At 65.6% G+C, this 18,910-nt stretch carries 13 protein-coding genes and 1 riboswitch; of the genes, 8 read left to right on the top strand and 5 right to left on the bottom strand.

Going from position 1 to position 18,910, the window contains the following annotated elements:
* The first annotated feature begins 9 nt into the window (after nucleotides 1-9).
* The 3 genes from EAO27_RS00360 to EAO27_RS00350 are packed head-to-tail and all read left to right on the top strand — an operon-like array spanning nucleotide 10 to nucleotide 2,768.
* Nucleotides 10-867: a fumarylacetoacetate hydrolase family protein gene (locus EAO27_RS00360; RefSeq protein ID WP_242775801.1), complete on the top strand. Its 858-nt coding sequence runs from the start codon at nucleotides 10-12 to the stop codon at nucleotides 865-867.
* Between the two features lie 3 nt (nucleotides 868-870).
* The gene (locus EAO27_RS00355; protein WP_242775789.1) at nucleotides 871-1,749 is read left to right on the top strand and encodes an amidohydrolase family protein; all 879 of its coding nucleotides are present in this window, start codon (nucleotides 871-873) and stop codon (nucleotides 1,747-1,749) included.
* The gene (locus EAO27_RS00350) at nucleotides 1,746-2,768 is read left to right on the top strand and encodes an aldo/keto reductase (RefSeq protein ID WP_242775786.1); all 1,023 of its coding nucleotides are present in this window, start codon (nucleotides 1,746-1,748) and stop codon (nucleotides 2,766-2,768) included. Before EAO27_RS00355 ends, EAO27_RS00350 begins: the two co-directional genes overlap by 4 nt.
* Before the next feature lie 34 nt (nucleotides 2,769-2,802).
* On the opposite strand, the gene EAO27_RS00345 is transcribed toward EAO27_RS00350, so the two are convergent.
* From EAO27_RS00345 to EAO27_RS00335, 3 genes are all read right to left on the bottom strand, one after another.
* Complete coding sequence (locus EAO27_RS00345; protein WP_242775783.1) at nucleotides 2,803-3,597, bottom strand: IclR family transcriptional regulator; 795 nt, start codon at nucleotides 3,595-3,597, stop codon at nucleotides 2,803-2,805.
* A gap of 76 nt (nucleotides 3,598-3,673) precedes the next feature.
* Complete coding sequence (locus tag EAO27_RS00340) at nucleotides 3,674-4,780, bottom strand: mandelate racemase/muconate lactonizing enzyme family protein (RefSeq protein WP_242775780.1); 1,107 nt, start codon at nucleotides 4,778-4,780, stop codon at nucleotides 3,674-3,676.
* Nucleotides 4,781-5,297: 517 nt separating this feature from the next.
* On the bottom strand, nucleotides 5,298-6,233 hold the full coding sequence (locus EAO27_RS00335; RefSeq protein WP_242775777.1) for a hypothetical protein: 936 nt from the start codon (nucleotides 6,231-6,233) through the stop codon (nucleotides 5,298-5,300).
* A 352-nt stretch (nucleotides 6,234-6,585) separates the two neighbouring features.
* Between EAO27_RS00335 and EAO27_RS00330 the strand changes: the two genes are divergently transcribed.
* The gene (locus tag EAO27_RS00330; RefSeq protein ID WP_242775774.1) at nucleotides 6,586-8,577 is read left to right on the top strand and encodes a M3 family metallopeptidase; all 1,992 of its coding nucleotides are present in this window, start codon (nucleotides 6,586-6,588) and stop codon (nucleotides 8,575-8,577) included.
* A gap of 70 nt (nucleotides 8,578-8,647) precedes the next feature.
* Here EAO27_RS00330 and EAO27_RS00325 read toward each other — a convergent pair whose 3' ends face one another.
* The gene (locus EAO27_RS00325) at nucleotides 8,648-9,880 is read right to left on the bottom strand and encodes a cytochrome P450 (protein WP_242775771.1); all 1,233 of its coding nucleotides are present in this window, start codon (nucleotides 9,878-9,880) and stop codon (nucleotides 8,648-8,650) included.
* A gap of 431 nt (nucleotides 9,881-10,311) precedes the next feature.
* On the opposite strand from EAO27_RS00325, the gene EAO27_RS00320 reads away from it, so the two are divergent.
* Together EAO27_RS00320 and EAO27_RS00315 are read left to right on the top strand one after the other, a co-directional pair.
* Nucleotides 10,312-10,740 carry a cupin domain-containing protein gene (locus tag EAO27_RS00320; RefSeq protein ID WP_242775733.1) on the top strand — a complete coding sequence of 143 codons (429 nt, stop codon included), beginning with the start codon at nucleotides 10,312-10,314 and terminating at the stop codon, nucleotides 10,738-10,740.
* A gap of 45 nt (nucleotides 10,741-10,785) precedes the next feature.
* Nucleotides 10,786-11,745, top strand: coding sequence for a hypothetical protein (locus EAO27_RS00315; protein WP_242775722.1), 960 nt, complete (start codon nucleotides 10,786-10,788; stop codon nucleotides 11,743-11,745).
* 280 nt (nucleotides 11,746-12,025) lie between these two features.
* Here the strand turns inward: EAO27_RS00315 and EAO27_RS00310 are convergent, their stop codons facing one another.
* On the bottom strand, nucleotides 12,026-15,049 hold the full coding sequence (locus tag EAO27_RS00310; protein ID WP_242775706.1) for a YadA-like family protein: 3,024 nt from the start codon (nucleotides 15,047-15,049) through the stop codon (nucleotides 12,026-12,028).
* Between the two features lie 167 nt (nucleotides 15,050-15,216).
* Nucleotides 15,217-15,327: riboswitch (TPP riboswitch) on the top strand.
* A 45-nt stretch (nucleotides 15,328-15,372) separates the two neighbouring features.
* Here EAO27_RS00310 and thiC point away from each other — a divergent pair.
* Complete coding sequence (gene thiC / locus EAO27_RS00305) at nucleotides 15,373-17,262, top strand: phosphomethylpyrimidine synthase ThiC (RefSeq protein WP_242775698.1); 1,890 nt, start codon at nucleotides 15,373-15,375, stop codon at nucleotides 17,260-17,262.
* Nucleotides 17,263-17,336: 74 nt separating this feature from the next.
* A complete protein-coding gene (locus tag EAO27_RS00300; RefSeq protein WP_242775691.1) occupies nucleotides 17,337-18,830 on the top strand; it encodes a tetratricopeptide repeat protein in 1,494 nt (497 codons plus the stop codon).
* Nucleotides 18,831-18,910: the final 80 nt, after the last annotated feature.

Here is an 18,910-nt window from a genome sequence, read left to right as displayed (position 1 = left end):
GAACGACGCATGAAACTCTGCCGCCATGGTGCTCCCGGCGCCGAAAAGCCCGGCCTGATCGACGCGGACGGTCGCCTTCGCGATCTTTCGGCGCATGTCGCCGACATCGGCCCCGACACGATCGGAAAGGACGGCCTGGCAAGGCTCGCCGCGATCGACCCGGCCTCGCTGCCGCTGGTCGATGCCGGCGCCCGATACGGCGCCTGCGTCAGCGGCACCCGCCACTTCATCGCCATCGGCCTCAACTACGCCGACCATGCCGCCGAATCGAACCTGCCTATCCCTGAAGAACCGGTGGTGTTCAACAAGTGGGTGAGCTGCATCCAGGGACCGAACGATCCCGTCACCATCCCCAGGGATTCGCAGAAGACCGACTGGGAAGTCGAACTCGGCGTCGTGATCGGCACGCGGGCGTCCTGTGTTTCGGAGGCCGATGCGCTCGCGCATGTGGCGGGCTATTGCGTCGTCAACGACGTGTCCGAACGCCACTGGCAGCAGGAACGCGGCATGACGTGGGACAAGGGCAAGGGTTTCCCGACCTTCGGGCCGGTCGGGCCCTGGCTGGTCACCCCCGACGAGGTCGGCGACCCGCAGAATCTGTCGATGTGGCTTTCGGTCAACGGCAAGCAGATGCAGGACGGCAACAGCCGGACGATGATCTTTCCGGTCGCCGCGATCATTGCCTATGTCTCGCAGTTCATGACGCTGCTGCCCGGCGACATCATCACGACCGGGACGCCGCCGGGCGTCGGCCTGGGGCAGAAGCCCGAGCCCTGGTATCTGAAGCATGGCGACGTCGTCGAACTGGGTATCGAGAAACTGGGGGAACAGCGCCAGACCTTCGTCGCATGGACGCCGGAGGGCTGAGACATGGCGCGGCCGCCTTTCGTCGATGCCCATCTCCACCTCTGGGATCGCGACCAGCTGCGCTATCCCTGGCTCGATGACCCGGGCATGGCGTCGATCGCGGCCACATACCGCATCGACGACTACCGGCGCGAGGCGGCCGCGTGGAACCTGGCGGGCTGTGTCCATGTCGAAGCCGGGGCCGATCCGGAGGACAGCGCCGCCGAGACCGAATGGCTCGAAACGGTGGCGGCGGACGACGGCTGGCCGAGCGCGCTCGTGGCGCGGGTCGCGCTCGACGATCCCGATGCCGACCGCCAGCTCGAATGGCAGGCTTCGCGCGCAGCCGTGCGCGGCATCCGCCATCTGGTGAACTGGCACCCCGATCCCGCGCGTCAGGCCTATCCGCGCGATCTGACCGCCAATCCGGTGTGGCAGCGCGGCTATGCGATGCTCGGCCCGCTCGGCCTCAACTTCGATTTTCACGGCCATCCGCCGCAACTCGCCAGTCTCGCCGCGGTGGCGCGGCGGCACCCCGACACGCCGCTGATCCTGAACCACCTCGCCCTGCCGTCCCCGGCCGACGGCCTTGACGAATGGCGCGCGGGCATGGCGATGGCGGCGGCGCTGCCCCACGCCGCGGTCAAGCTGTCGGGCGCGGGTTTCATCGCGAGCCCGTTCGATCCGGCGCGCTTTCGCGACCTCATCCTCGAGGTCATCGATCTGTTCGGCCCGGCGCGCGTCATGGTCGCGACCAATTTTCCGACCGATCGGCTGTTCGCGTCGATGGACCGCACGCTCTCCGCCTATGAGGCGATCCTCGCCGGCTTTTCGGGGGAGGAGAAGCGCGACCTGTGGGGCCGGAACGCCAACCGCATCTACCGACTGGGGCTTGAACTATGAAGGGCATTCCGACCCGGCCGCTGGGCCGCAGCGGCCTGTCGGTCGCCGAACTGGGCTTTGGCGCCGCCACGCTGGGCAACCTCTACCACCCCGTGAGCGACGACGAAGCGCGCGCCGCGCTCGACGCCGCGCTTGCCGGCGGATTGACCTATATCGATACCGCACCGCACTATGGCCGCGGCCTCAGCGAGCGCCGGGTCGGCGATGCCATCCGCCTGCACCCCGAGGTCGTGCTTTCGACCAAGGTCGGCCGGTTGCTCGATCCCGACGCATCGGTGGTCGACGACCGCATGCGCGACGGCTTCCGGTCGCCCATGCCGTTCCGCATGCGATATGATTATTCGCACGACGGCATATTGCGCAGCCATGAGCACAGCCTGCACCGGCTGGGCGCGGCGCGGATCGACATCCTCTATGTCCACGACATCGGCACGCTGACGCATGGCGACGCCGCGGCGGCCTATTGGGAGCAGCTGACCAGCGGCGGCGGACTTCGCGCGCTCGAGCGGCTGCGGGGCGAAGGCGCGATCGGCGGCTTCGGCATCGGGGTGAACGAAATCGCCGTCTGCCTCGACGTGATGGAGCGCGCGCGCCTCGACGCCATCCTGCTGGCGGGGCGCTACACCCTGCTCGAACAGGGGGCGCTCGACGCGCTGATGCCCCGATGCGCCGACGCCGGGACGATGGTCGTCATCGGCGGCCCCTATAACAGCGGCATCCTGGCGACGGGCACCAAAAGCGGCACGCCCGTCCACTACAACTATGCCCCCGCCCCGGCGAAGATACGCGACAGGGTAGCGCGGATCGAAGCGGTCGCCGGGCGCCACGGCGTCCCGCTGGCGGCGGCGGCGCTCGCCTTCGTGCTCGCCCATCCGCAGGTCGCGAGCGTCATTCCGGGGATCGGAAGCGCCCGCCGCGTCGACCAGACACTCGCGCTCTATCGCACCGCTATCGCAAGGGATTTCTGGGCCGAACTGCGCGACGAGCGGCTGATCCGTGCGGATGCCCCCACGCCCTGAGCCGGCCGGCCGCGCCCGCGACCAGCGCCGCGCTTCAGATCCGGTGGTCCGCGGCCAGCAGCGACGACGAGATTTGTTCCGCGCTCGCGCGCAGATGGCCGATCGCCGCGTCGATCGGCATGACGAGCGGGGTCGAGTGCACGAACGGCACCGACAGCGCCGCCGCCGCCACCGTCCCCCGCAGGATCGGCGCCGAAAGATCGGTCACGCCGACGACGAACTCGCTCTTCGCCCGTCCGTAGCCGTTCTTGCGCACCGTTGCGGCGCGCGACCGGAAAGCCTCGACCTGCGCCGGCGCGATGTCGGGCGGGACATCGGCGAGCCAGCGGTCCTGGTCGCGCGCCTCCTGAAAGGCATAGAGCACCGCCCCCGAACCGGTGAGGACGAAGCATTTGCGATAGCCGATCCGCACGGTGAAGCCGATCTGCTCGGCCGATTCGATGCGCGCGACGACGACGGTGTCGCTGCCAGACCGCACCGCGAGATGGCAGGATTGCCCGATCGTCGCCGACAGATCGCGCATGACCGGCAGCGCGATTTCGAGCATGGTCTTGACCGGCGCCTGCTCCATGCCGAGCGCGAACAGCTTGTCGGTCGGGACGAAACCCTCGCCGCTTTCCGACTGCCGGATGAAACCGCGATATTCGAGCACCTGCACCATGCGGAACAATTCGCTCATCGACCGGCCCAGCCGCTGGCCGATCATCGAAATCGTCAGCGGATGGCGCTCCTTCGCGAGCAGTTCGAGGATGTCGAGCCCCTTGTCGAGCGCCGGCGCGCGATAACGCTGCTCCTTTTGTCCGGCTTCGGTCTGATCGTTTCGCGCCATCGGCAAACCCCACATGCTTTCCGCCGCCTATAGGATGGTTCGCGGGGGGTGTCGTCCAATTTTGACGACCGGAGCGCTATGACGCGCGGGGCGACAGGTCGGCGCCGACCGTCCAGCCGGTCCCCTCTACCGCCCTATGGCCGATCGCGTCCCAGTCCCAGTCGATCCCCAGCCCCGGCTGCTCCGACGGAATGGCCTGACCGTCCTCGATGCGAAGCCTGCTGGTCGTGATCGGGTCGAGCTGCGGAATATATTCGACCCATTTGCCATTGGGCACCGCGGCGCACAGTGGCGCGTGAATTTCCATCAGGAAATGCGGGCAGACCGCGATGTTGCAGGCCTCGGCCAGATGCGCGACCTTGAGCCAGGGGGTGATGCCGCCGACGCGCGCGACGTCGACCTGCACGATCGAGCAGGCCTCGGCGTGGCAATAGGCGTTGAACTGCCGGAGCGAATAGAGGCTTTCGCCCACCGCGACGGGAATGTCGCTGCGCCGCGCGAGCGCGGCATGATTGTGCAGGTCGTCGGCCGCGAGCGGCTCCTCGATCCAGCCGAGCCCGAAGGGCGCATAGGCGGCGACGCGGCGGATCGCGTCGTCGATCCGGAACGACTGGTTGGCGTCGGTGAAAATCTCGAAATCGGCGCCGACCGCGTCGCGCAGCGCCCCCAGCCGGGCGACGTCCTCCGCGATCGGGCGGCCGATCTTGATCTTGGCGCCCTTGAACCCCCGCGCGCGCACCGCGAGACTGTCCTCGACGATCGCCTCGATCGGAAGGTGCAGCCATCCGCCCTCGGTCGTATAGACGGGGACCCGCTCCTGCGCGCCCCCCGCCAGCTTGTGGAGCGGAATCGCGGTCTTGCGCGACCTGAGGTCCCACAGCGCGGTGTCGATCGCGGCGAGCGCCAGCGAGGTGATCGCCCCGACGCTGGTGGCGTGGGTAAGATAGAGCAGGTCGCGCCAGATCGCCTCGATGCGGTCCGCGTCGCGGCCGATCAGCGCCGGCGCGAGCGTGCGCCGCAGCAGCTCGATCGTCGAAGGGCCGCCGGTTCCGATCGTGTAGCAATAGCCCGTCCCGACCGCGCCGTCGCTGTCATACACCCGCACGATCGGCGTTTCCTGGCTGACAAAGGACTGGATCGCATCGGTCCGTTCGGTCGCGGGCACCAGGTCGACCATCAGCATTTCAACACGTTCGATTCTGGCCAAAATTCAAAACCTTCCAAAGATTGGTTCGATGTTGGTGCCGGGATATGAATTCATATACGGTGAGTCTATTCATAAATGAATTTACATCCCGCCGTCATTCGCCGTGGCTGGCGCAGACAGGTCGCCGGAATGTGCGTTTATTTCCCGTCAGCGGGGGTCTCCGGTGCGGCAGGCACAACCGGCGGCGGCCGTTCCCTGCCGCAAGCGCGGCCGCAAGGGTCGACGAGGCGATTGCCGAGACGCTCCGGGACCAAGCGGGCTGCCGGGCGACGGCACCATCATGCGGAAGACACGCTCACAGCCCGGAACGAAGGCCCCACAGGCATGTTACCGCCGCACAAAGACCCGGTCAGGATCGCGATTTCATGCGGCGGAACGCTGGCTGCAGCATCAACGGCGGATGGCACGAGGCAGGCAATGCGGCTTGACGCTCGCACAGCGGGACGATGGACGGCTGATTGGCGCGCTGTGACCGGACAAGCCGTCCGGGCATCTACGGTCGCGTCACGCCAGCATCCGCGGGTTCCCGAACGATGCTCGCGGCGGCCAGCTGCTGCCTCGCGGCGGCCGCCGTCAGGTCATGGTTGGACATCCCGTCGGCGACAAAGCGATCGAAGCTTTCGAAGATCGCGGGCTTGAGCGTCACCTGCCGGCGCCGTTGATCGATGTCGATCAGCCCCTGCGCCTCGGCGTCGGCGAGGAGTTGCCGGACATGGGTTCGCGAGACGAGAAAGCTCCGGCCAAGGTCCGACAGGGACAGGGCGACCGTCGGCGATCCGCGCTTCATCGCATCCTGCATGAGCCGCATCAGGACCAATATGCCCGCGTCGCGCGAGACAAAGAGCATGATGCCGGGATTGCGCAGCAGGACCATCGCCGACTGCTCGAAGAAACCGGTCGCGATCCGCCGCTGGACCCGCTGAAAATCGGGGTCCCCGCCGAGCGGGAGGGTATAGTCGTCCTTGCCGAACAATGCAGCGGGCGGGCTGTAGTGCGCGACCAGCCACGCCCGGTCGTACGCCAGCATCCTGGCCGTCGGGTACAGAAGGCGCGCGCGCGCGTCCGCCGGCGATACGCGGCTTTCGAGATAGCCGGTCTGGACCAGCCGGCCGACGATCGATTCGATCCGCCTCGGGCTGCTCACACCGAACAGCGCAAGCGCCTTTTTGAGATTGCCGATCGTTGGCCAGCTGCTGCGGTCATCCTCGCGATATCCGGCCGCGAGACAGATGGCGACCGCGAAGATGACGATCCGCGCCGCCTCCATCAGCAGCTTGTTCAAAAAGGCGTCGTCGCCATAGAGCGCCAGCGTCTTGTCGACATATTCGGCGCGCGCATTGGCGAAACCGGGATGGTTCAGGATCGTCGAAGCGGCCCAATATTCGACGCCGAAATGCGGGTCATATGCCTTGCACTGATGCTGCCCCATTCATCCGCTCCCGCACCCGCCATCGGCGAACATCCGCCCCGCCAGCCGGCCCCGTCGGGAGTTGCGGGCAGGCGCAGCGATCTAAATCAATAGAATATACGCAAAAAGTTCCGGCGCAATATTCCCGCATCTGCGATAGGCAGGAACGGAGTGGCAGCGGACGGGGGGGGCAGCGAAGGATAAGGAACATGCGCACGGGCGCGCTTGCCGCAGCGCAAGATCGTCGCTCTTTCAAGTGACGACAGGGCGCGTGCGTCGCGCCGCATGGGCAATCCTTCGGACCCTTCTGCCGACCGGACGGTTTCGGTTTCGCCATGATGACTATATATTTATAAGTAACTTAGGGGGATTTATGCGTCACAATCGTCTCGGGCTGCTTCTGTCGGCGCCCCTTGCCATCCTGTCGTGCGTCGCGACGGCCTCGGCTGCCGATGCCCCCGCGGCGCTCCTTGCCGTGGCCGGCGGCGCGGATGCCGTCGGCAAACGCTGCCAGGCCGACACGCAAGCGATCAATGCGCTGCAGGTCGCGCTCGAAGCGCGCACCGGTCCGGCGACGATCGCCGACGATTTTGCGGGTTATGACCGGCTCAACGCGATCAGCCAGGATGGTTTCGGTCAATATTATCTGATCATGGAAACCCACCCGGACAAGGGCGTGCGCGAGGCCGCGGCGGCGTGCGTCCAGCAGATCACGACGATCAACACCGCGATCGGGCTCTCGCGCCCGATCTACAACCGGCTGGCCGCCATCCCGACCGCCGGCCTCGACGCGAAAACGGGGTTCACGCTCGCGAAGACGCTGCGCGCGTACCGGCTCGCGGGGGTCGACAAGGATGAAGCGACGCGAAAGAAAGTGGCCGCGCTGACCAACGAAATCGGTGACATCGGCCTGAAATTTTCGGCGAATATCCGCGACGACAAGGGCGATATCGCGCTCGATCAGGCTGATCTCGCGGGATTGCCGCAAGATTATCTCGATGCGCACAAGCCGGGCGCGGACGGCAAGGTTCACCTGACCTTCGATTATCCCGACGTCTTTCCGGTGCTGGATTTCGCGACGCGCCGCGACACGCGCAGGACGGTCGCGTCCGCCTATGCCAATCGCGCCTGGCCGGCGAACGATGCGGTGCTCCGGTCGCTGCTCCAGAAGCGATACGAGCTGGCCACGACGCTCGGCTATCCCGACTATGCGACGCTGATCACGGCGGACAAGATGATCGGCAATCCGGCGCGTGTCGCGAGCTTTCTGGGCCAGATCGATGCCGCCGCGACGCCGGGGTCGGACGCCTATTTCGGCGAGCTGACGGCTTTCGCAAGGCGCGAGGACAAGACGCTCGACCGGGTTCAGCGGTGGGACGGCAGCTATTTCGGCAACAAGCTGAAAAAGCAGAAATATAACGTCGACGCCGCCGAAGTGCGCCGGTATTTCACTTATGAGAAGACGCGGGCCGGAATCTTCGGCCTGATGCGCGACCTCTTCAATGCCGATATCCGTCCCTGGCAGGGCCCGTCGTGGAGCGACGGGGTCAGCGGCTGGTCGCTCTATGACGGCGACCAGCTCGTCGGCCATTTCTATCTCGACATGCACCCGCGCGAAGGCAAGTACAGCCATGCCGCGGCCTTCCCGATCCAGTCGGGGATTGCCGGAAAGCAGGTGCCGATCGCCGCGCTCGTCACCAATTTCCCGGCGACGGGGCCGATGGATCATGACGATGTCGTGACCTTCCTCCACGAATTCGGCCATCTCATCCATTGGCTCTACGCCGGGAACCAAGCCTACAGCCTGCAGAATATGGGCAATCTGCAATGGGACTTCATCGAAGCGCCGTCGCAACTGCTCGAGGAATGGGCGTGGGACTATGACACGCTGAAAGGCTTTGCGTCGAACGACAAGGGCGAGCCCATTCCGGCGGCGCTCGTCGAAAGGATGAACGCCGGCCGGTGGTTCGGCGAGGCGCTGACCTACAAAAGGCAGGTCGGGCTCGCGGCGGTTTCGCTCAATTTCTACAATCGCGCGCCCGATTTCGACCTCAGCAAGATGTATGACGAACAGACGAGCCGCTATTCGCCCATCCCGAACGTCCCCGGCACGCATCCCTATGCCAATTTCGGGCACCTCGACGGCTATTCGGCGATCTATTACACCTATGGCTGGTCAAAGGCGATCGCGACCGACCTGTTCACGGGATTCAAGCAGGCCGGAATCCGCAACAAGGATGTCGCGATGCGCTATCGCACGAAAGTGCTCGAAGCCGGCGCGACGGCCGATGCCGAAACGCTGGTGAATGATTTTCTCGGCCGCCCCTGGAACCTCGACGCCTTTCGCGAACAGCTGAGCCGGTAAGCGGGGGCGTTGCCCCGCCCCGGAACATCCCCGATCGACGTGCCGCCAGACGCGCGGGGCGAGGCGGCCCCTACCCCGCCACGATCCGTACCGGCATGTGCACGAAGCCGTGGAGGAAGGGGCTCGCCAGCCGTTCGGCCGCGCCCTGCGGTTCGATCCTTATGCCGCGGCGCACGATCTCCTCGATCAGCGTGCACAGCTGGATCTCCGCCAGCCGCGCGCCGACGCAGCGGTGGATGCCGTGGCCGAAGGCGACGTGCCGCCGCGCATTGTCGCGCCCGACGTCGAAGCGTTCGGCGTCGGCAAACACGCTCTCGTCGCGGTTCGCCGAGATGTACCAGAGGATGACCTTCTCGCCCTTTTTGAGCTGCTGCCCGCCGAGTTCGACGTCGCGCGCGCAGGTGCGCCGCATATGTGTCACCGGCGACTGCCAGCGGATGATCTCCTGCGCCGCATTGGGGATGAGCGACGGGTCGGCGCGCAGCCGGTCGAGTTCGCCGGGATAAAGGTGCAGCGCCTCGACCAGCCCGCTCATCGAATTGCGCGTCGTGTCGTTGCCGCCGACGATCAGCAGCGCGATATTCGCCAGCCGCTCCATCGGGTTGAGGCTCCCCATCGCCTCGCTGTGGACCATGCGCGAGAGGAGGTCGTCGGTCGGCGGCATCGCCTTGCGCCTGGCGAATTCTTCGTCGAAGCGCGCGAGCATCGCGGTCATCTGCGCCATCCATTCGGCGCGGTATTCCTCGCTCGCGGTCTCGGGCGAGACATTGCCGCCATAGTCCGACCAGCGCTTCAAATCGTGGCGTTCCTCCCACGGGAAATCGAACAGGATGCACAGCATGCCGATCGTCAGCGGCACCGACACGCTTTCGACCCAGTCGAACGTCTCGCCGACGGGCAGCGCATCGAACAGTTCGCGCGTGCGCTGCTTCACCACCTTCTCGCGCTCGGCCATCTGGCTGGGGTTGAAGGCGGGGGCGATCACCTTGCGCTGCGCGGTGTGCACCGGCGGGTCGGCGGCGATGAAATTGGGCAGGTTCGACTGCGGCGGCGGGTCGGCGATGACGATATTGCCATTCTCCCACGATGAGGAGAAGGTCGCGGGATCGAGCTCGACCGCCTGCACCAGCGCGTGCGTCGCGATCGACCAGTAACCGCCATAGGGACTGTCGGGGCACCAGCTCACCGGCATGTCGGCGCGCAGCTGCGCAAAGGGCTCGCGCCAGCGATCCTCCGTGTAAAGCGCGATGTCGCTGACATCGACCGGCGCGATCGCGCGCGCCTCTTCGAGTACCGAAGCCATCTCTCTCTCCCGCCGCCCGCGTGGCCGCAGGTCTTGCGGGCCGACTATGCCACGCTTGCGAAGCGAGTCCAGCGCCGCTCGAAGGTTCGGCTGCAGCGACGACGGGTGGAGGGGGACATGAATTCCTCCCTGTGGCCGGAGGCCATGGGGAGGGGGACCGCTTGCGAAGCAAGTGGTGGAGGGGCCGAAAGATCGCGCGACGCCTGACGGCGTCGGCCCCTCCGTCAGCGGCTCCGCCGCTGCCACCTCCCCATCGCTTCGCGACAGGGAGGATTTAAGGAATGGTGGTTTCCACCCAAAGCCGACCGCAACGCGCCCACAAGACCTAGCAACTCTTCTTCGGGCCTTTCACCTTGGCGTGAGATTATTCTTGCCTCGCCCAAGCACACAAAGGCACGAAGACGCGAATACAAGCCCCCGCACGGAGACCCATGACCGCCCCCCGCGCCCTCATCGAACAGCTCGACCTCGCCCCGCATCCCGAGGGCGGCTGGTACCGCGAGACCTGGCGCGGGGTGCCCGGCCCCGACGGCCGCGCCGGCGGAACCGCGATCCATTTCCTGCTCGAGCACGGCCAAAGCTCGCACTGGCACAAGGTCGACGCCGAGGAATTCTGGTTGTGGCACGCGGGCTCGCCGCTCGCGCTGTCGCTCGCCGCGACCGACGTCGATGCGCCGACGCACCATCGCCTCGGCCCCGGCGTGCTCGCGGGCGAACAACCGCAGCTCCGCATTCCCGCGCACCACTGGCAGGCGGCGCATGCCGACGCCGGCTGGGCGCTCGTCAGCTGCCTCGTCATCCCCGGCTTCGACTTTGCGGGCTTCACGCTCGCACCGCCGGGCTGGGCACCCGGCGTGTGACCCGCGGCACTGCGCCCAGCGCGCCGCGGCGCTAGACGCCGCGCCATGCACAAGGCTCCGTTCCTCCTCGCCCTTCCCCTGCTCCTCGGTGCCGCGCCGACCTCGGCCGCACCCGAGCTGTGCGAGCGCGAGGCCGCGAACGAACCCCATATCGCGCCGATCGCGGTGGTCGAGCTGTCGCGCGACGGCATCACGCTCGCCAACGACATGGTCGTCGCGCACGAGGTCGCGCTGGTCGCACGGCGCGGCTGGCTGCTCGGCGAGACGCTGCGCGTGCCCGGATCGCAAGGCCTGATCTTCCCCGCGGGCACCCCGCTCGAGCCCGACTATATGGGCGACACCGGCGCGCTCTGCCTGCCGATCGCGCGTCCGCCGTTCACCGCGCCGCCAGGCGAGGAAAAGCCCCGCTGGTCGCCCATCTACTACGAAGCGTGCCTCGCCGACGCCGACCGCGACGGGCGCCACGAGCGCATCGACGTCTATCGCGGCAATTCGGCGATGCACGTGCCCCGGCGCGAGCTCCTCCATTCGGAGCCGCTCGCCGTGCCGCAACGGCTCGCGCCGAACCCGCTCGGCCGCGCCGACAGCCGGCGCTATGCCCACCGCCGCGTCACCGCCTACGTCCGGGGCACCCCCGAAAAGGGCAAGGAACTGCGGCTCGGCATCGCCCACGCGTGGCAGGATCACGACGATCGCACCCCGCCCGGCGTGTGGACCGCGGGCGCGGACGGCACCCATGTCTACCGCCTCGTCCCCCACGCCCCGCCGCCCGTCGTGATGACCGGTTACAACTACCGTTCGTCGGAGCAGGAGTCCGGCGCGCGCGTGACGATCGCCGACGGCGCCGAGGTCGTCGTCGGCGGCCTCCGTTTCCGCCTTGTCGAACGCTGGGGCAGCGGCTGGGCGCTGCTGCCGCTCGCCGGCCGCTTCCCGCCGTGGATCCGCTACGGGTGCGAGGGGAAGAGCGTCATCCTCGGCGCCGCGCCGCCGGCGGCCGGGGAGTGACGGGTTTCAGGCGGGAGCGGACGTCTTAATCCTCCCTGTCGCGAAGCGATGGGGAGGGGGACCGCCGCGAAGCGGCGGTGGAGGGGTAGGGGGCTGAAAACGACCCCCAAGGCCTCGCCCCCTCCACCATGCTGCGCATGGTCCCCCTCCCCACGGCTGCGCCGCAGGGAGGATTAAGAACGGCCGCTCCCCACCCAAAGCAGCCCTTCGCCCCACCCCGACAAAAAAGGGGCGAGGCCCGTCGGCCCCGCCCCCTTCCCGCGCTGGTTCCGACCGGCGCCTACCAGCCGATCGTCACCCCCGCGCGCGCGGCGGTCTTGCCGCGGCGGTTGAAACCCGACGCGACGCCGGCGTTGAACGCGACGTTCGGCGACACCAGCAGCCCCATCTGGATCGACCCTGCATGCGCGCCGTCGTACGTGGCGACGTTCGCGGTCAGGTTGAACTTCATGTCGGGCAGGAAGGCGTTGCCGCTGAGCGCCGAGGCGACCGCGGTCGAGCTGGCGATGCGGTCGTCGAGGATACCGATCTTCGCATCGATCTGGTCGAGGCGCGACGTCAGCCCGTCGATCCGCGTCGACAGCGCATTGTCCGCCGCGATGCGCGCGTTCATTTCGGCCGACAGCCCCAGCGTCAGGTCGCGCGTCGCGGTTTCCTGCACCGCGAGCCGCTGCGACAGCTGGAGGTCGACCTGCTGGCGCAGCGCCGCCTCGGCGCTGATCGCCGCGCCGAGCTGGTCGACGTTGACCGCATCGGTCCCCGCCGTGCCCGCCGCGACATTGACCAGCTGGCGCTCGCCGCCGACCGCGCCGATCGACACGCTGTTGAGCCGCTCGGCGACCGACCCGCTGCCCAGCGCGACGCTGTTCGCGCCGGTCGCCGAGGCGTTTGCGCCGAGCGCGATGTTGCCCACGCCATCGGCGCTAGCGCCGTTGCCGAGCGCGATCGCCGAGGCGCCGTTCGCGGTGCTGACATTGCCGAGCGCGACCGCGCCGTCGCCGATCGCGCTGTTGTTCGCGCCGATCGCCACCGCGCCGGTGCCGGTCGCGATATTGGGATCGCCGATCGCCACCGCGCCATTGCCGTTCGCCTGGTTGTCGAGCCCGAGCGACACCGCGCCCTCGCCGTTCGCCACGGTACCCGATCCGCCCGCGATCGCGCCATTGCCCGTCGCGGTCGGCACCGCGCCGCCGTCGTTGTTGCCGACGACATTGCCCGCCTGCGCGATCACCTCGTCGACGCGTGCGAGCGCCATGTCGGCGGTGGTGTTCGCCTGCGACGCGCTCGCCATCGCGGCCGCCGCATCGGCGATCGCCTGATCGGCGCTGCCCTGCGCCGCAGCGGCGCTGGCGAGCGCCGTGTCGGCGGTGCCTTGCGCCGCGTTTGCCGAAGCCTGCGCCGTCGCCGCGTTGGTCAACGCCGTATCGGCGGTGCCCTGTGCAGCATTGGCCGACGACTGCGCGGCGGCCGCATTGGCGAGCGCAGCATTGGCTGTTCCTTGCGCCGCGGCAGCATTGCCGAGCGCCGTATCGGCCGCACCCTGCGCCCCCGTCGCGGCAGCCAGCGCCGCATCGGCGGTATCCTGCGCAGTCGCGGCGTTGGCGAGCGCCGTATCGGCGGCGCCCTGTGCGGTGGCAGCGTTGGCGAGCGCCGTGTCAGCGGTGCCCTGCGCCGTAGCCGCGTTGGCGAGTGCATTGTTCGCGACCGTCTGAACCGCATTCAGCTGGTCGAGATTGACCGCGTCGGTGCCTTGGGTGCCGGCAGCGACATTGGTCAGTTGGCGCTCGGCGCCGAGCTTGCCGAAAGACACGCTATTTGTCCGATTTGCGACCGACTCGAACCCGATCGCCGTGCTGTTTTCCGCTTCTGCGCGAGCCAAGGTGCCGATCGCTGTCGAGAGATGTTCGAGGGCTCGAGCACCCGGACCTATGGCCATGGAATTGTCCACCTCAGCCCTCGCCCCAACGCCGATTGCTACCGCCGCACGTCCCGAGGCAACGGCAAGCGACCCCATCGCCGTCGAGCCGGTGTTGGCGCGAGACAGGTCGCCCACCGCAACGCTGCTGTTCCCATAGGCACCAGCTCCATACCCCACCGCGGTGGAATGCGAAGCGTCCGCAAAACTTCCACTTCCGATCGCAAGTGTCCCACTTCGAATCGCGCGCGATTCGCCGCCGATCGCGATGCCGCCATCTCCGCTGGCCTGTGCAGCTCCACCGATCGCGATGGCCTCGACTCCAGAAGCCTGAGCCACGGCGAGCGCAGAGCTAACGTCGACATAATTATTGATAGCGCCCGTAACCGCGGCATCGAGCTGCGCCTTGTTCACCGCATCGGTCGCATCGACTCCGGCCGTCAGTCCGGTAATCCGGCTTCCGTTCATCTCAATGCCGTCGGTCACTTCGACCTTCGGCGTGATCAGGCCGTTTTCGTCGAGCTGGGTCGAAATTACTGGCGTAATGTCATATGAAAGAGCGAACGGCGACAGGTAAATTCCTACGGGGTCGCCATTCTCATCCAAAAGCGGCGATTCCGTGCCGACAAAGCTAGAAGGGGCTCCTGCCGGTGCCGCGATCAACCGTGCGACACCATCGATCTTGCCGAAGATGATTTTCGAGCCTGTACCGTGGAATCTCCCTTCAAAATTCACGCTGTTGTTTGAGATCGCGGTCGGGTCCGGAGTCGACAACGAAGCAACATATAGAACGCCGTTTTGCTCGTCTTCAAACTCGGTTTCACCCAAATTAACGTCGATGCTCCGAACCAGCGAGGTCATTCCATTTATGCCAAACAGCTCACCTATGTTTGCTGCATCGACGCGTTGTATCCCTAGTCCGGGGCTGAAGAAGTGGCTGAGCCGACCTTGATAGCTGGCGGACAAATCCACCTTGGCAAGATCGGGGAAAAGCACATTGGCAGAAAAGTCGAAAAGGTCGTGTGGATCTGTTGGATCTATGGGGGTCGGGCGGCCGTCTAGTAGAAGCTGACCATCGAAATCGACCCGATACGTTCCGTCGACCCGAAAACGGGGCGGAGCGCCAGGATATACCGGCGCGACTTCAGTCACTGTCTCTGAAATTGCGGTTACGGTCCGAGTTCCGTCTACTTGGCACGGATGAGGCCCGTTGGTGACAGTGGGAAATTGCGACGTCCGTCGTGCTTCACTGCAGTCCGTATCGCTAAGCGGAATTTGCGCCCCCTCCAACTTCAGCCTTTGCCCCATCGCCGGCATCGCGCTCATCCCCACCACAAGCGCAGCCGCACACAGGGAGCCGCGCAGCGCGGCCCGCATCGAAATCTTCATGACTGACCCCCAGAATGGCGGACGAGGGATTCGCCCGCATCCTTCATCGCTCGCCAAGCCCGACGCGCGCGTCAACCCATATTAGTTCGGGAACCCAAGGGTTTGGCGATATCGCCGGGAGCGCGGGCGATGCCGCTGGACTTCCCCTGCCCCCCCGCCTATCCTCCGCGCCATCCCCGGGGAGCCTGTGTGTGGAAACAGGTTGAGAGCGGAACATCCCGCGACCCGTCGAACCTGATCCCGGTAACTCGGGCGGAGGGAGGGTTGGCGTTCCGCGCACGGAATCCCAGTCTCGCTCCGGCATTGATATGGAGCGACTGCACATGGCCGACATCGATTCCCGCATTGAAACGAAACCGGGCGCGATCGGCGTCACCACCGGGCCGATCCGCGGCAGCCGCAAGATCCATGTCGCCTCGCCCACCGGCAGCGGCATCCGCGTCGCGATGCGCGAGATCGACCTCGATCCGCATTCGGGCGAACCCGGCGTCCGCGTCTACGACACCAGCGGCCCCTACACCGACCCCAATGCGAGCATCGACATCGCCGCGGGCCTCCCCGAACTGCGCGCCAGCTGGATCCGCGCGCGCGGCGACGTCGAGGAGGTGACCCAGCGCGAGGTGCGGCCCGAGGACAACGGCCAGCTCGGCCCCGACCGCTCGGGCGGCGTCCCCGCCTTCCCCAATGTGAAGAAGCAGGTCCTCCGCGCCAAACCGGGGCAGAACGTCAGCCAGATGCACTACGCCCGCCGCGGCATCGTCACCCCCGAGATGGAATATGTCGCGACCCGCGAGAATCTCGGCCGCGAGCGCCTCGCCGAATATGTCCGCGACGGGCAGGACTGGGGCGCGAGCATCCCCGATTACGTCACCCCCGAATTCGTCCGCGACGAAGTGGCGCGCGGCCGCGCGATCATCCCCAGCAACATCAACCACCCCGAATCCGAGCCGATGGCGATCGGCCGCAACTTCCTCGTCAAGATCAACGCCAATATCGGCAACAGCGCGGTCGCGTCCGACGTCGCGAGCGAGGTTGACAAGATGGTCTGGTCGATCCGCTGGGGCGCCGACACCGTCATGGACCTCAGCACCGGCCGCAACATCCACGACACGCGCGAATGGATCATCCGCAATTCGCCCGTGCCGATCGGCACCGTTCCCATCTATCAGGCGCTCGAAAAGGTCGGCGGCATCGCCGAGGAGCTCAGCTGGGAAATCTTCCGCGACACGCTGATCGAACAGGCCGAGCAGGGCGTCGACTATTTCACCATCCACGCGGGCGTGCGCCTGCCCTACGTGCCGCTCGCCGCGAAGCGCGTCACCGGCATCGTCAGCCGCGGCGGCAGCATCATGGCGAAATGGTGCCTCGCGCATCACAAGGAAAGCTTCCTCTACGAACGCTTCGACGAGATCACCGAGATCATGAAGGCCTATGACATCGCCTACTCCTTGGGCGACGGCCTCCGCCCCGGCAGCATCGCCGACGCCAACGACGAGGCGCAGTTCGCCGAGCTCTACACGCTCGGCGAGCTCACCAAGCGCGCGTGGGAGCAGGATGTGCAGGTGATGATCGAGGGCCCGGGCCACGTCCCGATGCACAAGATCAAGGAGAATATGGACAAGCAGCTCGAAGCGTGCGGCGAGGCGCCCTTCTACACCTTGGGGCCGCTCACCACCGACATCGCGCCCGGCTACGACCATATCACCAGCGGCATCGGCGCCGCGATGATCGGCTGGTACGGCACCGCGATGCTTTGCTACGTCACGCCGAAGGAGCATCTCGGCCTGCCCGACCGCGACGATGTGAAGGTCGGCGTCGTCACCTACAAGCTCGCCGCGCACGCCGCCGACCTCGCCAAGGGCCACCCCGCCGCCAAGGTCCGCGATGATGCGCTGAGCAAGGCGCGCTTCGAATTCCGCTGGCGCGACCAGTTCAACCTGAGCCTCGACCCCGACACCGCCGAGCAATATCACGACCAGACGCTCCCCGCCGAGGGCGCCAAGTCGGCGCATTTCTGCAGCATGTGCGGCCCCAAATTCTGCTCGATGAAGATCAGCCAGGAAGTCCGCGACTTCGCCAAGCTGCAAAATCAGGACAGCGCCGGCTTCATCGCGGCGGAGGAGGCCGAGAAGGGCATGGCGGAAATGAGCCAGGTCTATGAGGACACGGGGCGCGAACTGTATATGGGCGCGGGTGGGCGCGAGCATGATTGATGTTCCCGCTCTGATCGGTCACAAACGTCTTTGTTCGGGACTCCACCATGGGTCAAACGAGGGCGAAACACGCGATGGCAACACAGTCGGTTAGAATAACCAGGGGCACGCTTGCTTTGGGCGGCGCATTGTTCTTGTTGACCGCGTCGCAGGTTAAATCGGCTGAGCCGGATCCCTTCGACGTTTGCGCGTCCCTCGATGCAGCGCCTTCGGTGCAGACCAAAATCGAAGCATGCTCCGAAACAATAAAGCAGGCCACAGGGAATGTAACCGACCTTAAAGAAAATAAAGACGCTGAATTTATAGCGTCGGCTTATGCCATCCGTGGCTTTCACAAGGCCTCGATCAAAGATTACGAGGGAGCAATTGCGGATTATTTGATTTCGATAGAAGGAGGATCGAAATCGCCCTCTGTTTTCTACAATCTCGCAAATGCATATCGCAACTCATACAAATATGAAGAATCTATAGTAAATTACAAAAAATCTATAGAATTGAAGCCGGACTATCTATGGGCCCTGATAAATTTGGGATATTCGTACAAAGAACTAGGAGACATAGATTCAGCTAAAATTGCTATATATAGAGCGAAAAAAATCAATCCCGACGATCTGGATGTAATACACATAGACGCAATACTTACTGCATATTCAGGAGACTTGGATCAATCGATATTGGAATTCAGTAAAATAATTGCACAAGATCCGAAACGTGCCAGCGCTTATGCAGACAGAGGTTGGTCTCTTTACCAATTGCGCAGATTTGACGATGCGATACGAGACTTCGACAAAGCGATAAGTTTGGATCCCGCTAACAATGTCGCCTATCACAATCGTGCCGCCGTGCGGCTCGAGAAAGGCGATCAGGAAGGGGGACTGGCCGATTTGAACGAAGCCCTTCGCCTTGCGCCTTCCAATGCCAAAGCCGTACTCGACCGGGCGCTTTTATTTACGCGGCAGGGTCGCGATGGCGAAGCCGGTCCCGAGTTCGACAGAGCGCTTCAAATGAAGCCGTCTTTGGCGCCCCACGCTTATGCGCGAAGGGGAAAATGGTGGTTTGACAAGCAGAGTTATGATCGCGCCGAACAGGATTTCGGCAAGCTCGTCACGCTCGAGCCGGCGGTCGCCGATTGGGTACATTTGCGCGGTTTGGCCAGATACGACGCCGGCAGGAGGAAAGAAGGCATCGGCGATTACGATGATGCCGCAAGAATGGATCCCAAGAATCCTGCTTATCAGAATTCGCGCTGCTGGGGCAGGGCGCTTGCGGGCATGGAGCTGGATATCGCGCTGGATGCTTGCGATCAGGCGATCTCACTGTCGCCCTCACCGCAGCAACGCGCTGCGATCCTCGACAGCCGCGGCCGGGTTCATCTCGCGAGAAAAGAATATGCCGATGCGTTGAGCGACTATGACGCGGCATTGCTGATCGAGCCGAAAATGTCGAGCGCGCTATATGGGCGCGGCCTCGCTCGCAAGCAGATGAACCGGCCGGACGGCGAGCAGGATCTTCGCGAAGCCCTGCAATTGGACCCAGCGGCCGCAAAGCATTTTTCCGCGCTCGATTGAGGATAATAAAGTCTTTGGCTGGCGTGACGGGTGCCGTGGTCCACCAAGGGCCCGTCCTTTTGGGGATGGTTGCACCTGTC

The organism is Sphingopyxis sp. YF1 (assembly GCF_022701295.1).
Lineage (GTDB): Bacteria > Pseudomonadota > Alphaproteobacteria > Sphingomonadales > Sphingomonadaceae > Sphingopyxis.
The sequence above is the reverse complement of the archived record's forward strand: the minus strand, read 5'-3'. Positions and strand labels throughout refer to the sequence as shown.